At 68.4% G+C, this 15978-nt stretch carries 16 protein-coding genes; all 16 read left to right on the top strand.

The genetic code is table 11. From position 1 onward, the window contains the following. The first annotated feature begins 12 nt into the window (after positions 1–12). The 16 genes from A4E84_RS01165 (at position 13) to A4E84_RS01090 (ending at position 15939) form a co-directional block, all read left to right on the top strand. The gene (locus A4E84_RS01165; protein ID WP_062924741.1) at positions 13–948 is read left to right on the top strand and encodes a carbon-nitrogen hydrolase family protein; all 936 of its coding nucleotides are present in this window, start codon (positions 13–15) and stop codon (positions 946–948) included. After that, entirely contained in the window at positions 945–1733 is a 789-nt protein-coding gene (locus A4E84_RS01160; RefSeq protein WP_062924740.1) for a carbon-nitrogen hydrolase family protein, read from the top strand. The genes A4E84_RS01165 and A4E84_RS01160 overlap by 4 nt, the downstream gene beginning before the upstream one ends. A gap of 1 nt (position 1734) precedes the next feature. Then, the gene (gene mfnA, locus A4E84_RS01155; protein WP_062924739.1) at positions 1735–2916 is read left to right on the top strand and encodes a tyrosine decarboxylase MfnA; all 1182 of its coding nucleotides are present in this window, start codon (positions 1735–1737) and stop codon (positions 2914–2916) included. Next, positions 2913–3764: a carbon-nitrogen hydrolase family protein gene (locus A4E84_RS01150; RefSeq protein WP_062924738.1), complete on the top strand. Its 852-nt coding sequence runs from the start codon at positions 2913–2915 to the stop codon at positions 3762–3764. The genes mfnA and A4E84_RS01150 overlap by 4 nt, the downstream gene beginning before the upstream one ends. Next, positions 3764–4540: an ABC transporter permease gene (locus A4E84_RS01145; protein WP_237304755.1), complete on the top strand. Its 777-nt coding sequence runs from the start codon at positions 3764–3766 to the stop codon at positions 4538–4540. Before A4E84_RS01150 ends, A4E84_RS01145 begins: the two co-directional genes overlap by 1 nt. Next, positions 4533–5507, top strand: coding sequence for an ABC transporter ATP-binding protein (locus A4E84_RS01140; protein WP_062924736.1), 975 nt, complete (start codon positions 4533–4535; stop codon positions 5505–5507). The genes A4E84_RS01145 and A4E84_RS01140 overlap by 8 nt, the downstream gene beginning before the upstream one ends. After that, positions 5504–6886: a coproporphyrinogen-III oxidase family protein gene (locus A4E84_RS01135; protein WP_062924735.1), complete on the top strand. Its 1383-nt coding sequence runs from the start codon at positions 5504–5506 to the stop codon at positions 6884–6886. Before A4E84_RS01140 ends, A4E84_RS01135 begins: the two co-directional genes overlap by 4 nt. Further along, positions 6873–7580, top strand: coding sequence for a class I SAM-dependent methyltransferase (locus tag A4E84_RS01130; protein ID WP_062924734.1), 708 nt, complete (start codon positions 6873–6875; stop codon positions 7578–7580). The genes A4E84_RS01135 and A4E84_RS01130 overlap by 14 nt, the downstream gene beginning before the upstream one ends. Next, positions 7580–8413: a carbon-nitrogen hydrolase family protein gene (locus tag A4E84_RS01125; RefSeq protein ID WP_062924733.1), complete on the top strand. Its 834-nt coding sequence runs from the start codon at positions 7580–7582 to the stop codon at positions 8411–8413. Before A4E84_RS01130 ends, A4E84_RS01125 begins: the two co-directional genes overlap by 1 nt. A gap of 15 nt (positions 8414–8428) precedes the next feature. Further along, positions 8429–9928: a B12-binding domain-containing radical SAM protein gene (locus A4E84_RS01120; protein ID WP_062924732.1), complete on the top strand. Its 1500-nt coding sequence runs from the start codon at positions 8429–8431 to the stop codon at positions 9926–9928. Further along, positions 9925–10677: a DNA alkylation repair protein gene (locus A4E84_RS01115; protein ID WP_062924731.1), complete on the top strand. Its 753-nt coding sequence runs from the start codon at positions 9925–9927 to the stop codon at positions 10675–10677. The genes A4E84_RS01120 and A4E84_RS01115 overlap by 4 nt, the downstream gene beginning before the upstream one ends. 4 nt (positions 10678–10681) lie before the next feature. Continuing rightward, on the top strand, positions 10682–11719 hold the full coding sequence (locus tag A4E84_RS01110; RefSeq protein ID WP_062924730.1) for a BtrH N-terminal domain-containing protein: 1038 nt from the start codon (positions 10682–10684) through the stop codon (positions 11717–11719). 15 nt (positions 11720–11734) lie between these two features. Further along, complete coding sequence (locus A4E84_RS01105) at positions 11735–12130, top strand: pentapeptide repeat-containing protein (protein WP_062924729.1); 396 nt, start codon at positions 11735–11737, stop codon at positions 12128–12130. A 17-nt stretch (positions 12131–12147) separates the two neighbouring features. Continuing rightward, positions 12148–13926: a carbamoyltransferase family protein gene (locus A4E84_RS01100; RefSeq protein WP_062924728.1), complete on the top strand. Its 1779-nt coding sequence runs from the start codon at positions 12148–12150 to the stop codon at positions 13924–13926. 90 nt (positions 13927–14016) lie between these two features. Continuing rightward, on the top strand, positions 14017–15003 hold the full coding sequence (locus tag A4E84_RS01095; protein WP_079128811.1) for a BtrH N-terminal domain-containing protein: 987 nt from the start codon (positions 14017–14019) through the stop codon (positions 15001–15003). 636 nt (positions 15004–15639) lie between these two features. Beyond that, positions 15640–15939, top strand: a complete 300-nt coding sequence (locus A4E84_RS01090; RefSeq protein ID WP_062924727.1) for a hypothetical protein — start codon at positions 15640–15642, stop codon at positions 15937–15939. Positions 15940–15978 lie beyond the last annotated feature (39 nt).

Here is a 15978-nt window from a genome sequence, read left to right as displayed (position 1 = left end):
GAGACAAGACGCATGAGGGTAGCGGTAGTACAGACCCAGTGGGTCGACGATCACGAAGACGGCCTGCGCAACGCCTACCAGGCGATCGAGGACGTCTGCGGCGCCGGCGACATCGACCTGGTGTGCTTTCCCGAGTTCCTGCTCGGCCCGCCGTGGTACATGCCGGGGCAGGACGGCCTGAAAGGGCGGACCGACACTCCGATCCCCGGGCCGATCGTCGACGGCTTCCAGTCCCTGGCCCGCAAGCTCAGCACGCACATCCTGCTGGGTTCGCTCGTCGAGGACCTGCAGGACGGCATGTACCGGAACACGTCCCTGCTGATCGGCCGGCAGGGCGTCATCACCGGGCGCGCCGTCAAGGCACACGCCTTCGGCAACGAGATGGTGGTGTGCCGCCAGTCCGACTCGCTCGGTGTCCTGTCGACCGAGTTCGGGCAGATCGGCATCGCCGTGTGTTCGGACTTCTGGATCCCCGAGGTGGTCCGCCTGCTGGCGCTGGCCGGCGCGCGCACCATCTTCGTGCCGGGCGGAACGCTGGAGCAGAACCAGCCGCTGATGGTGAACGCCCTGCGCACCGCGGCATACCTGAACGACGTCAACATCGTCTACGCGAGTTCGGTCGGCGTCGTCCGCGGCAAGCGCGGGGACCGGCTCGTGGAGATCCACTTCGCCGGTACCAGCCTGGTCGCCGGCCCGCAGGGCGTGATCACGCAGGCCGGCAGCGACGAGCCGGAGACCCTCGTCGTCGACCTCGACGAGCCCGCGCACGGCGACGGCCGCCGCTGGCAGCAACTCCGCCGCCCCGCCGCCTACCGGGCGCTGCTCACCCCGTACGCCGGAGCGGACCGGGATCTCGCGGCCGAACTGCGGGCGAGCCTGACCGGGGGCGGCCCGGACCGGGGCCGGCCCGCCGGCGCGACCAGTGCACATGAGGGGACTCGTCCGTGACCATCTTCGTAGCCCAACACGCCCGCCGGGCCACCCCCGAGGCGACCGCCGACGCCATACTCGACGATCTCGACAGCCGGGTGACCGACGAGGCATCGTTCGTCGTCCTCCCCGAGAACGCGTTCACCACCGGCGACGCCGGCCCGGCACTGCACCGGCCGTTGCGTGAGCGGTGCCTGGACCGCCTGACGGCACTGGCACGGACCCGCGGTACCTACGTGCTCACCGGCTCGTGGGCGGAGGAACGGCCGGGCGGCGGGCTGATGCAGGTGGCCAGGCTGCTCGACCCACGCGGCTCGGAGTGCGCCCGGGTGGAGCGGCCCGTCCTGCCCGACGGGACGACCGGCACCGGCGACGACTTCCCGGTCGTCGAGACGCCGTTCGGCCACGTCGGCGTGCTCCTCGGCCCCGACTTCTGGCTGGTCGAGCCGCCGCGCATCGAATGCCTGACGGGTGCGGAACTGCTGCTGGTGGCCGGGTCCCTCGACGGCACGCAGCAGGCGGCGCAGCGCGCCGCGGTGTGGGGCATCGCGACCCTCAACACCGTCGCCGTCGCGTTCGCCGGTTCGCTGAACGAACGCTGCGGTGGAGGCAGCGCCGTGGCGGCGCCCGAGGGGTTCCTCGCCGAGGCCGGCACCGACGAGGGCGTCATCGAAGCGCCCTGGGACGTGGCGAGGATCCGGCATCTGCGCGAACCCGACCTGCGCTTCCAGCAGACCCTCTGGTTCGGGCTGTGGGCGCGCCGGACGGAGCTGTACACGGACCTGACGGCGCAGGTGAGTTGACATGCGTACCTCCGGCGCTCCCGCCTCCGACGTCCGACGACGGATCGCGACGGAGCTGGCAGACGACGTGCCGTGGAACCGGGTGCTCAATTCCATCTGCACCGAACCCCATCCGCTGGGAGTGGAGATGGCGTCCGCCGCGGCGCACACCAACCTCGGCGACGTACGCATCTTCCGCGGCACCAAGCGGATCGAGCGCAGGGTCGTCCGGCTGCTGCTCGATCTGATGGGCAACCCCGGCGGGTCGGGGAGCCTGGTGTCCGGAGGAACCGAGGCGAACCTGATCGCGCTGCTCGTGGCCCGCGAGTCGGCGCGCGCCCGGGGACGTCTGACCGACCGTCCCGAAGTCGTCGTCAGCAGCACCGTGCACTTCTCCTTCACCAAGATCTTCGGCCTGCTGGGTCTGACCCCGGTCGTCGTGCCGGTCGACGACTCCCTGCGGTTGCCGGCCGGCGAGGTGGCCCGGCGCATCGGCGAACACACCGTGGCCGTCGTCGCGACCGCGGGCAGCAGCGAGTTCGGTGTGGTCGACGCGGTCGACGAGATCGGCCCGGTGGTGGCGGGACGGGACGTGCACCTGCACGTCGACGCGGCCACCGGCGGCTTCATCATCCCGTTCGCCCGGGAACTCGGCCACGACCTGCCCCAGTTCGACTTCAGCGTCGACGGCGTCGACTCGATCACCATCGACCCGCACAAGTACGGACTGGCCAACGTCCCGGCCGGGGCGATCCTGTTCCGGGGCGCCCAGGACGCCGGGCGCTTCGCAGTCGACTCGTTCTTCATCGACACGCCGGTGCACAACACCCTGCTCGGCACCCGGCCGGGCGCCGCCGCGGTGTCGACCTACGCGGTGCTGGAGCACCTCGGGCGGGACGGCTTCCGCGACCTCACCCGGACCAACTACGAGGTCACGCAGTACCTGGTAGGCGGGTTGCGCGCGGCCGGGCACGAGTTGTTCGCCGAACCGCAGCTGAACATCGTGGTGGTCAGGATGCCCCACGCGGTCCGGATCTCGCAGCTGCTGGAGTCCAAGGGCTGGATCGTCTCCACCTCGAAGCGCTTCGGTGAAACCCTGCGGCTGGTCGTCACCCGGCACGTGACCCCCGAGATGGTGGACGCGTTCCTTCCGGTGCTGGAGCGGGCGTGCAAGGAAGTCGCGGCCGAGGTGGCGCCGCGATGAGCCTCTTCCGTGGCGCCCGGACCCGGCTCGCCGCCCTGCAGATGCGGATCGAGCCCGGACAGCGGGACGAGAACCTAGCGCGAGCCGCCAAACTGCTGTCCACCGCGCGGGAACGCGAGGCAGACCTGGCGTGCCTGCCGGCCACCTTCGCCACCGGCCTGAACTTCCCCACGCTGCGCACCGACGCGACCGCCGAGGACGGCCCGGTCGTGGAGTTCCTCGCCGAGCAGGCCCGCACCCTCGGCATGCACATCGCCGCGGGCGTGCTGCTGTCGAGCGGGCGGGACCTCTACGACGCCGCCGTGCTCGTCGGCCCCGGCGGCGACCCGCTCGGCTGGTACCACCGCGCCTGCGTGTGGGCGGGCGAGTCCGAGTACATCTCCACCGGCTCACCCGGCGAGGTGATCGACACACCGGTCGGACGGATCGGCCTCCAGGTGAGCTACGACCTGCGCTTCCCCGAGGCGAGTCGGCAGTACCTGGCCCAGGACGCCGACCTCGTCGTCTGCGTGGCGAACCTCTTCGGGCCGTTCTCGCACCCGCTGCGCTCCGTGTGCCGCGCCCGGGCCGCCGACAACGAGTGCGCCCTGGTGTTCGCCAGCGGAGTGGGGGAGAACCGCTTCGCGAACATGACCTACGTCGGCCGCAGCATGATCGTGGACGGTCTGGTGCAGGACGCCCGGGAGGACCAGGACGCGGACGTCCTCGCCGAGGCCGCCCCGGGCAGCCAGGAGACGGTGATCGACGCGGACGTGCACTGGCGGCAGCGGCGCAAGGTCCGCGCCGGGCTGCCGTTCCACGACGACCTGCGCTCGACCTGGACCACGATCCACGGAGGGCGCGCCTGATGAGGGCAACGCGTATGCGGCAGGAGTCCGGGTGGCTCGGCGACGTCCTCGGCCTCGTCGTCATGGACATGCGGCAGTTCTTCGACAACCGCCTGTTCGCGGTGTCGACGCTGCTGACGTCGGTGTCGATGGTGCTGGCCTTCGGAGCGGCGACCGACCAGATGGTGAGCCCGGCACCGACGGCCGCCAACTACTTCGGCTTCGTCTTCCCCGGCATCATCGGCGCCGGCATCATGTTCAGCTGCACCTACACCGTCGGCTACACGGTCATCATCGACCGCAACCGCCGCACCATCGAGGACCTCATCCTCTCGCCCCTGTCCTACTCGGGGTTCCTGCTCGCCCGGATCATCGGCGTGGTGCTCAAGTGCCTGTTCCAGTTCGTGCTGGTGCTCCTGCTCGGCGTCGGGGTCTTCGACGCCCGGATCGAGTCGGTACCACTGCTCGTGCTGGGCTTCTTCACCGCGTGCACGGCCTTCGCCGGGCTCGGGATCCTCATCGCGACCTACACCAACGAGATCTCCTTCCCGGCGGTCGTGAACATCATCGTCATCCCGCTCATGTACTTCGCCGGGATCTTCTTCCCCCTCGACAACCTCGGGAAGCTCGGCGACGTCTTCGCCAGGCTCCCTCTCTCGGTGCACGTCGACGTCTTCCGCGCCGCCACCTCGCCGGACGTCTCCGCCACCGGGGCGTCGGTGCTGGCGGTGGCCTACTCGTTCCTGGCCCTCTCCATCGCCGCCTGGGCCTTCCGCAGGAGGATCGGCCATGGCTGACACCACGAGCACCGCAGCGCCGGTCCTGTCCGTCTCCCGGCTCGACCACCGGGTGAGCCCCGACTTCGCCCTGCGTTCCCTCACCTTCTCCGTGCACGCCGGCGAGGGCGTGGCCATCATCGGCACCAACGGCGCCGGCAAGACCACGCTGATCCGGCTCGTCGCCGGACTGCTGCGCCCCTCCGGCGGCGAGGTGCGCATCTGCGGCACCCCGCCCCGCCGCTGGGGGCAGGTCGGCCGTCACATCGGGTACGTCCAGCAGGCCAAGGACCTCCCGGACGGCGTCAGTGTGGAGACGTACGTCAAGCACCAGCTCAAACTCCGACGGGCCGACCCCGGCCGGTACGAGGAGCTGATCGCCCTCGCCGAACTGGAGCAGTACCGCCACCAGTACGTGCGCAGTCTCTCCGGCGGCAGCCAGCGCAAGCTGCACGTCATCTGCGCTGTCGCGCACCGGCCCGACCTGCTGATCCTCGACGAGCCGACCACCGGCCTGGACCCGACGGCGCGCGAGACGCTGCTGGAGCTGCTGGGGAGCCTGAAGAAGGACGGCGTCGGCGTGCTCTTCGCCAGCCATCACCGCGACGAACTGGTCGCCCTGGCCGACTCGGTCGTGGTGCTCCACCAGGGCCGCCAGATCCAGGACGCCTCGCTCGACGCCGTCACCCGGTGGGGCGAGCGCTCCAGCCTGATCCTGGAGGCCTTCACCGACGAGCACCTCGCGCGGCTGCACGACTGGGCCGGACAGGAGGTGCAGGCGGGCGGCCTGGTCCGGTCCGTCCGCGCCGTCGACCAGGGCGTGCGGCTCGACCTGTCCGACGGCGACCACCAGGGCACGCTGGCCGAGGTCGTCGCCCGGGCCCACGCCGCCGGCCTCGCCCTGCGCTCCGCGTCCTACTTCCAGCCCACTCTGGCGGACGTCGTCCGTTCCATCGTCGACCAAGTCGAACCGGAGGACATCGCATGAGCATCACCACCACGACCACGAGCATGCCGTTCTGGAAGGAGTACCCGGAGCGCGACAGCGAGTGGGTGCGCCAGTACCCGACCAAGCACGTGCCGGTGAACGAGGAAGAGGTGTTCGCCCGCAAGCCCATGGGCGTGTACGTCCACATCCCGTTCTGCAACCGGCTCTGCTTCAGCTGCCCGTACATCAAGCACCAGACCGACCGGGACCTGACCCGCACCTATCTGGAGGCGCTGAAGACGGAGATCACCAACTACGCCGAACGACCGTACATCCAGGACCACGTCATCACCCTCGGCTACATCGGCGGCGGCACCCCGACCGCGCTCACCGCCCCGCAGCTCGACGACCTGCTCGGCCACATGTACAGCAGCCTCAACGTCGAGGAGGGCGCGGACTTCTCCATCGAGACCACCCCGGTCGACATCAGCGAGCGCAAGGCCACCGTCCTGCTGGAACGCGGCATACGGCGCATCAGCCTCGGGGTGCAGACCTTCGTGCCCGAGGAACTGAAGAACATCGGCCGCCCGAACGACCCGGAGATGCTCAAGGAGAGCATCCGGCTGCTGCGCCGGTGCGGATTCGAGAACATCAACATCGACCTGATGCACGGCATCAACGGCCAGACGATGGAGAGCTGGGAGCACAGCCTCGACGTCGCCATCGAACTCGGCGTCACCTGCATCTCGTTCTACACGTACATGGAGTTCGCGCAGATCTCCACCAAGCGCAGGAAACTGCCGCCGGTCCCGGAGAAGGCCGTGGTCGACGACATGTTCCTGTTCGCCGCCGAGAAGCTCTCCAGGAACGGCTTCCTGGGCTACTACGGCGACTGCTTCGCCAAGCCCGGCTACCAGCCCAAGTACGGTGAGACGTCGTGGAGCGAGGACATCCCCATCATCCCGCTCGGTCCCACCGCCACCGGGCACCTGCGCGACCACTGGTACTTCAACGAACCCGACATCGGCCGCTACATCCAGACGGTGATGGAGGGCCGGCTGCCGATCTCCATGGGCAAGCACATCACCAAGTCGGAGGCGATCCGCCGCTCGATGGTCCTCGGCGTCAAGGCCGGACGGGTCAACCGGGAGCGTTTCCGCAGGATCCACGGCGTCGACTTCATGGAGATGTTCCGCGCCGAGATCGACGACCTGATCGAGAAGGAACTCATCACCGCCGACGAGAACGGCATCGAGGTGACCGGCCCGAAGGGCTGGTACTACCTGGACAACATCTCCAAGGCGTTCTACTCGCCGGAGTTCCGGCGCTACCCGCAGCACCTGGGAGCCGACATCTCCAACTTCATCTCCAGCCGGCCGATTCCCCTGCAGCTCACCACGCGCCCCAAGGACGAGGAGGCCGGCTGTGACCACCACTGAGGCCCGACTGCTGAACCTGACCGACCGGGTGCCGCAGCCCTCACCGCACGACGACATCGACAAGGTCCGCTTCTACGACCTCGGCATGCGTCGCTCCGCGCTGATGGCCTACAAGCGGCCGAGCGACCGCATCCTGGCCCACGTCCGCGACGGGATGACCGACCTCGTCGAAGTAGGCTTCAACACCGGTCTGCTGTCCCTCCACGTGGCCGGCAAACTGCCGGACCTGGCCGTGTCCGGGGTCGAGGAGAACCAGAACCTCGTGGACGTCGCCGAAGACAACCTGACGCTCGCCGTGTGGGCGAACAGCGCCGGCGACGTCGAGTTCGAGATGGCCAAACTGAACCGGCTGCCCTTCCCGGACGACTCCGCCGACATCGTCTTCTCCTTCTCCTCGCTGCACCGCTGGCGTCGGCCGGTCGAGACGCTGAAGGAGTGCGCCCGCATCTGCAAGCCCGACGGCGTCGTGATCATCGAGGACATGAACCGGCACGCCGAGGAAGGGCACATCACCTTCATCCTCCAGTTCGTGAAGGAGGGCGGCGACGAGTTCATGCGCTCGTTGCAGGCCGCCTACACCAGGGACGAGGCGGCCGAGCTGCTCCGGGAGGCCGGGCTCGCGGACTGGCAGGTGGTCGAGGAGGACCTCGGCCTGGTGATCTCCTCACGCCCCCTCGAACCGGTGAGCACGTGATGCCCGGGACGAAGATCGCCGTCGTCCAGATGGAGTCGAAACTCGGCAAGCCGGCCCAGAACCTGCGCCGTGCCGAGCACTACATCCACGAGGCCGTCGAGCAGGGCGCGGACCTGATCTGCCTGCCCGAGGCGTTCTCCACGTCCGGCAACATCCTCGAAGCGGCGGACGTGTCGGTGCCCATTCCGGGACCGGAGACCGAGTTCCTGTGCGAGCAGGCGAAGCAGGCCCGCGTGCACCTCGTGGCCGGCCTGCTGGAGCGCGGCGACGACGGCAAGTACTACAGCACATCGGTCCTGTGCGGCCCCGAGGGAACGATCCTCGGCCACTACCGGCGCGTGCACTGCCACGAACTGGAGGCCCGCTACCTCTCCGGCGGATCGGAATACCCGGTCTTCGACGTCGAGTTCGGGCGCATCGGACTGATGCAGGGCTACGACATCAACTTCCCGGAGGTCGCGCGGGAGTACTGCCGCCGCGGAGTCGACCTCATCGTGTGCTCCGCACTCGTACCGGAGATGTTCGCCTACGTGGCGAACATGCGCCTGCCGGTCAGGGCGGTGGACGCCGAATGCATCGTCGCGTTCGCCTCCGGCATCGGCACCAACCTGTACGCCGGATTCGGCTACATGGGGCGCAGTCAGATCCTGGCCGATCCGCTGTTCCTCGAAGCCGAACGCTTCGACTTCGTCGACGGCGACGAACGGATGGTGGACCTCGGCAAGGAACCCGGTGTCGGCGTCGTCGAGGTCGACCTGGACCGTATGCGCCGCTACCGCACCAAGGCCACCCTGAGCGGCGACCTGAAGCCGGCGACGTACTGGCAGTCCTGACGAGAGTGAAGGCCCATGCGCGTACTGCTCATCTCCACCAACAAGATCCGGGTACCGCGGCCGGCGCTGCCCATCGGCATGGCCTACATCAGCGCCGCGCTCAAGCACGCCGGACACCAGGTCGACGTCCTCGACCTGCTCTGGGAGTCCCGGGAGCTCAAGGCGGTCCGGGAAAAGCTGACCACCGGGACGTACGACGTCGTCGGCATCGCCGTACGCAACCTGGACAACCTGACGTTCATCGACCCGGTCTTCTTCGGCCCGATGACCGAGAAGATCGTCCAGTGCGTCCGCAAGTACACCAGCGCCAAGGTCGTCCTCGGCGGATCCGGCTTCTCCGTCGAGCCGTTGTCGTTCTTCGAGTACGCCCAGCCGGACTACGGCATCGCGGGTGAGGGCGAGGCCGGCATCGTCCAGCTGCTGGACCACCTGGAGTCCGGCGGGCGCCTGGAGTCGATCTCAGGGCTCTGCTACCTCGACGACAACGGCAAGTTCCGCCAGAACCAGTCGAGCCAGGCGTTCGACCTGGGCGCACTGGAGCCCGACCGGTCCGTGTACGACCCCCGCTACTTCGAGGAGGGCGTCTCGGCGGCCTCCGACCTCACCCGCGATCACCAGCCGGCCATCGAGACTCTGCAGACCAAGCGGGGCTGCAAACTGTTCTGCTCCTACTGCATCATCCGCAAGACCGAGGGCAAGGGCGACCGGTTCAAGGACCCGGCCGAGGTCGTCGGAGAGATCCAGCGGGCCATGGCCGAGAACCCGGCCGTGCGGGAGTTCGAGATCGTCGACGCGACCTTCAACTACCCCATGGAGTACGCGGCCGAGGTCTGCGAGGAGATGATCCGCGCCAAGCTCGACGTGCCCTGGTACTGCCAGTTGACGCCGAACGCGGTCACGCCGGAGTTCGTGAAGCTGCTGCACGCGGCCGGCTGCATCCGGGTCGACCTCGGTACCGACGCGCTCACCGACGAGGCCCTGGCGGACCTGATGAAGGGCTTCGACATGGCCCGGGTCCTGGAGATCGACCGCCTCTTCACGGCCAGCCCGATCGAGCACACCCACTGCATCTTCCTCGGCGGGCCGGGGGAGACCCCGGAGGCACTCAGGGAGTCGATCCGCTTCACCGAGCGGTACCTCAACCCGGCCCAGATCTACGCCAACCTCGGCATCCGGATCCTCAGCGGCACCAAACTCCAGCGCCAGGCCGTCAAGGCCGGGATCCTGCGCGAGGGCCAGGGCACCTTCGTCCCCGCCTTCTACGTGGAGCCGGCGATCCTCGCCGACCGGGACACGCTCGACTTCGTCCGCAACGCCTACCTGAGCCACAAGAACTGGTACCTGTGGTGGGGCCTGGGCGGGCAGAACCTGACGGACCGCTCGAAGGACACCATCCAGGCCGTCGCCGACATGCACCAGGAGTACGAGTACGTCATGCAAGGCAAGCCCCGGCTGGAACGCGCACCGAAGCCGGTGACGACCCAGCCGCTCAAACTCACGATCGGCACTCCGTGACCCATGTTCCAGCCGCCGCCGAGGAGCTGGCGAAGACACTCGCGGCCAGGGCCGACCCCGACTTCGCCGTGCGCATGCAGCGGTACTTCCCGCACGAGATCAAAGCCCTCGGGGTCGGCAACGCGGCGGTCGTCGAGATCGCCACCGACTACTTCCGCGAGCGGCGGGACACTCCCGCGGCGACGCGGCTGCTCCTGGCGGAGGAAGTGCTGGCGCGCGCCGAGTACCACGAGGAGGTGCTCCTTGGCTTCGCGGTCCTGCACAAGGTCGCCAGGACCGGACTCGGTGAGGAGCTCCTGGACCGCTGCGAGCACTGGCTGCACACCTACGTGTCCAACTGGGCGCAGTGCGACGACATGTGCCTCAAGCTGCTGTACCCGTTCTTCCTCGGGCACCTGGAGCTGATTGCGCGGACCCGGCGCTGGGCCGGGTCCGCCTCCCCGTGGGCCAGGCGTGCCGCGAACGTGGCCGTCGTGAAGTTCGTCCGGCGCACAGTGGGCCGTACGGTCTTCGAACTGCCGCTGTCGCACGTCTTCGACAACTGCGTCCGGCTGATGCACGACGACCATGTCTACGTGCAGAAGGGCTGCGGCTGGCTGCTCAAAGTCACCGCCGAGGCCCATCCGGACGAGGTGGCCGACTTCCTGCGCACCTGGCACACCGAGATGCCCCGCGACACGTTCCGGTACGCGGTGGAGAAGATGGACCCGCGGCTGCGGCGGTCCTTGATGGAACTGGGACAGGGGTGACGCGATGAGCGCGACCAACCGCTACGCCCACCGGCGGGGCATCCACTGCGAGTCGGCCTGCCAATGCGCCGTTCTCGCGGCCGGCGGATACGACGTGGACGAGGAGATCGTGTTCGGGCTGGACGGAGGGTTCGGCTTCTCGTTCTTCCCGGCGAACGGCAACGCGCCGGACATCGTCGTCGGCAAACAGGCGATCATGCCGCTCCGCGCGGCACGGCTGATGGGCGTCGAGGTTGTTGCGCACACGCCGAAGTCCGGTGACGGCCTGGCCAGGCTGCTCGCATCGGCGCCGGCCGCCATGACCCGGGTGGACCTCGGCCTGCTTCCGTACTGGGGCCTTCAGGGGCGCACCTCCTTCGGCGGGTACTTCGTCAACGTGGTCCGCCCGCTCGGCGCCGACGCGTTCGAGGTGTCGGACCCGGCGTTCGACGAGCCCGTCACCGTGAGCGCGGCCGAGCTGCAGGCAGCACGGTCTAGCCGCGCCTCGCCGCCGCTGAACCCGGACTGGAAGGTGTACGTCTTCGGCGCGCCGCGACGCACTCCGCAGCTGGACCGCGTGGGTCCGGTGGCCGTCCGCACCCTGTGCCGCGAGGTCCTCAAGCCGGGCAGCCGGAACCTCGGCATACCCGGGATGAAACTGCTGGCCACGACAGCGCCGTCCTGGCCGCAGTCCAAACACGGCGAGGTCGAGGACGTGGACCTGGCCGGACACGTGGTGCGGACCGACGCGCTGGCGCGTCAACTGCTGCACCTGGGACGGCAGATCGAGTCATTCGGAACCGGCGGCGGACTGTTCCGCCCGATGATCGGCCGCTACCTGAACAGGGTCGCCGACAGCACCGGCGAGAGCCGCTACGCCGATGCGGCCGCGCAGTTCCTCGACAGCGGCCGGCTCTGGTCGAAGCTGGGATCCGCACTGCTGGCAGCGGGAACCGCCACCGCACGCGACGATCTCAAAACGCTCGTGGACGCGGTGGCGGACACGGCGCGGTCCGCGATGGACGTCGAGAAGCGGGCGCTGACCGCGCTCACCCCTCTGTAGACGCGAGGTCGAGACATGCCCACCGAGGACGAGACCGTACTGCTCCAGGGCCCGGCACGATGGAACGAGCACGCCCGCCGGCGCCGGGCGCGGGGCCCCTTCCGGCCCGACCTGCGCAAGGCGGTGCTGCACGGCGCCGACCTGCAGGGCGCCGAGCTGGCCGACGCGGACTTCACCGACGCGGTGCTGACCGAGTCGTACCTCATCTCCGCCGACCTGAGGGGCGCGAATCTCGAAGGCGCCGATCTGTGCGAGGCGTACCTCATCCTGGCCGAGCTGAACGGCTGCCGCCTCGTGGGCGCGAACCTGGACGGCGCGGACCTCAGCGGAGCCGATCTGACCGGCGCGGTCCTCGACCCGGGCTTCCGGCGGACTGCCGTGATCTCGGACTACCTCACGATCTGGCCATAGCGAAAGGAGCTCCTCACATGATCGTTCTGGGCTACAACGGATTCGGCAGGTCTGCGGAAATCTTCGGACGCCTCTTTCGCGCCACCGGCATCGACCGTCACCTGTTGTACGGCCATGACTCGTCCGCCGCGCTCGTCATCGACGGGGAACTGGTCGCCGCCGTCGAGGAGGAGCGGCTCAACCGGGAGAAGAAGACGTCGAGCTTCCCGGTCAACGCGATGCGCTGGTGCCTGGAATCGGCCGGGATATCGTTCGACGACGTCGACAAGTTCGCCTTCGCCTGGCAGTTCTCCCAGGACGTGGTGAACAAGATGATCACCGAGATCACCGAGGATCGCGCGGCAACCGTCGAGCAGAAGTTCGCGCGCCTGGAGCGTCTGGCGGAGACGCATGCGGCGATGTTCAGCGAGGCCGCGACCGAAGCCGACTTCCTGCAGCACACCGGCCACAGGCTGGACCCGGAGAAGCTGGTCCGGGTCCCGCACCACATCGCGCACCTGATGACGGGATATCACCTGTCGGGCGGCGGGGACGCGGCATTCCTCGTCAGCGACGGCCGCGCCGAATGGCTGTCGTCGATCATGGGCGAGGTGCGCGACGGCGAAGTGAAGGTCTTCGACGACATGACCATCGACTCGCGGCATTCCCTGGCGATGCTCTTCTCCGTGGTGACGCGCTACCTCGGATTCGTCCCGAACAACGACGAGTACAAGGTGATGGGGCTGGCCGGCTATGGCGCGCCGCCCGAGCCGAACCCGTTCCTGGAGCACGTCGTCGAGATGTGCCCCGACGGCACCTACAAGATTCCCTACCCGGCGAACGCCGTACCCGCCTATTACGACCTCTTCGACCGCGTCTTCGGCGGAGATGCCGAATGCCGGGAAGAGTTCGACTACCGGGTACGCGTGGCCAGTGCGGCACAGCACATGCTGGAAACGGTGACCGCCGGCCAGATGCGGACGCTCGAAACCCGCAGCGACCTCCCCCGCGTGATCTTCGAGGGCGGACTGGCCCTCAACTGCGTCAACAACAGCAAGCTGCTGGAGCGTTCACGCTTCACCGGGATGGACGTCAGCTTCGGCGCCAGCGACGTCGGCGTGGCCATCGGGGCGGCGCTGTTCACCGGCGGGCAGGCCGGCACACCGCCCCGGACCGGCACCTCGCCCTACCTGGGCCCGAGCTACGACGGCCAGGAGATCCACGCGGCCCTCCAGCAGTACGCCGACCAGGTCGTCTGGCGGGAGCTGGACCCCGCGGACGTGCCGCGGGAGGCCGCGCACCTGATGCGGGAGCGATGCGTCATCGGGTGGTTCCAGGGGCGTATGGAGTATGGGCCGCGCGCCCTGGGCAACCGCAGCATCCTCGCCAACCCGAAGTTCCCCGACATCAAGGACATCATCAACGAACGCATCAAGCACCGCGAGCAGTTCCGGCCCTTCGCCCCCGTGGTCCTGGAGCACCGCGCGCCCGAGGTCTTCGAGCTCGGCAAGAAGACGTCCTCTCCGTACATGACGTTCGTGGTTCCGGTGCGGCCCGAGTACCAGGAGAAGATCCAGGGCGCCTGCCACGTCGACGCCACCTCGCGGATCCAGACGGTCACCGAGCAGAGCAATCCGCTGCTCGCCGAACTGTTGCGTGAGTTCACGGAGCTGACGGGGATTCCCTGTCTGATCAACACCTCCTTCAACGTCGCCGGTGAACCCATCGTCTGCTCGCCCGCGGATGCTCTGTCCTGCTTCCTCAAGACGGAGATGGATCATCTGTTCCTCGGCAACTTCCTGGTTTCGCGAATCTGACCGAGTGGACACCTCCCTGATTTGGGCGGCCGCAATCGTACTTCAGGAGGTTGCGCTACGCTCTACGCGAAGGAAGGGAGACAAGAACAAGTGTCGCTTTTAGAGGCAGATCCGTACGTTGGAAACCACTGCGAGTCGACCACCCTCGTGAACTTGTTGAGGCAGCGAGAGATCGACTTGTCGGAGTCACTCATCTTCGGGCTCGCCGGTGGTTTGTCATTCATCTACTGGCGGACGAAGCAGATGCCGACACCGTTCGTCGGTGGCCGCATCAAGCCGGACACGCTGTCCGAGAATCTGGCGAATGCGCTGAACCTGCGACTGTCCGTTCACGAGACGTCGTCGGTGAACCGGGCAAGGGAACACTTGCTGGCCGAGCTGGATTCCGGAACCGTCGTCGGTCTCAAGCTCGACCGCTACTTCCTCGACTACTCCACCGACGACTTCCGGTTCGCGGCCCACTATGTAGCCTGCGTCGGGTACGACGACGACCGTTTCGCCCTGGTCGAGACGCAGCCGCTGGGCCTGCAATGGGCATCCGGCGAATCCCTGGCCACCGCGCGAAACGCCCGGGGCCCGATGAGTTCGCGCAATCGCGCCTTCACCATCGATATCCCGAAGGGCGGTCTTCCTGACCTGGGTGGAGCCGCTCGCAAAGGCATCAGATCGGCGGCGGAGAATTTCTTGAACCCGCCGATCTCCAACTTCGGATACAAAGGCATGCACAAAGTCGCCGATCTGATGCCGCAGTGGCTCGACGATCTCGACTCGCCCGCCGAGAGCCTTCCCGAGATCTGCACGATCATGGAGGATGCCGGGACCGGTGGCGGCCTGTTCCGCATGATGTGGGCGGAATTCCTGGCGGAGACCGCCGACATCACCGGCACCGGCGAGTTCCGGGAGATCTCGGACGCGTACCGCGAGGTGTCGAAGAAGTGGACCGAGGTGGCCGAACTTCTGAAAGAGGCCGGAGTCGCGTCGTCGCGGGAATCCCTCCACAGTGCGTCGAAGATCGTGCATGAAGCAGCCGACAAGGAGCAGCACCTGATGCATCGCCTCATGGAACTGTCGAGCTGACCGGAGCCCGGGCCCGATCAGGCACGTCCCGGCCAGGGACCCGGGCGCGATCAGGCCCGCACCGGCGACGAGCGCGGCGTACACCCCCGGCACGACGGCGCTGAGGACGGTGAGGACGATGGCGCGGGAACACGGCGGCCGCGCACGAGCCGCCGAGCATGGCGGTCGCGGCACAGACGAACATCACCGTGTGCAGCCACTCCCAGCCGGCGATCCCGATGGAATTCGGGACGCCATGCACGGGGTCGGTGCCGCTGGGCCGCCGCATCGCGGCCAGTGTGCCGACCCCGGCGACCGTGATGACAGTCCGGGCACATGCCCGACGCGGCGCGCTTTCCAGGCGGCCGTGCGGGAAGAGCAGGGGAACCAAGGGCGTGGCGAACCAGTAGCCGACGACGCCCCAGCAGCCGACCCAGGCCCCCACCTCCCGCCCGGGCAGGGGATCCGCGACGACGAGGCGGCTGCAGCCCGCGTAGTGGGCCGGCAGGTGGTACGGCCCGGTCATCGCGGGGAGCAGCATCGGCCAGCACACGGGACTCGTTCGCTGACGCAGCCTGGGGCGCGGTGATCAAGGGTGCCGCGCCCTCCCGGTCCTCCGTACCGGTCGTTGTCAGTGGGGGCTGCGAGGGTGGACGGATGGACCGTGATGACGAGCAGTTGCTGCGCGGCCGGGTCTACGGCCACGACCATGACGACCCCGACCCGGGCCCGCGCCGCGGGCGGACATATGCCGAACTCGTGGGCGGGCCGCTGGACGGACTGCTGCTGGACATCACGAGGTGGCGGGCGGAGGAGATCGACGAAGGAGCGGCTCTGCCCACCGAACTGGGTCGGTTCCCCGGCGGCCGGGCACTGTACGAGCCGGTGCCCGGTGGCTCCCGCACACCCGGCCCGGGGGTGAGCTGCCGCTTCCACTACTCCGGGGACACGCCCTGACACGCGCCCCGACCCGGGTACGAACGCGGCCGGCCCTGC

Source organism: Streptomyces qaidamensis (assembly GCF_001611795.1).
Taxonomy (GTDB): Bacteria; Actinomycetota; Actinomycetes; order Streptomycetales; family Streptomycetaceae; genus Streptomyces; species Streptomyces qaidamensis.
The sequence above is the reverse complement of the archived record's forward strand: the minus strand, read 5'-3'. Positions and strand labels throughout refer to the sequence as shown.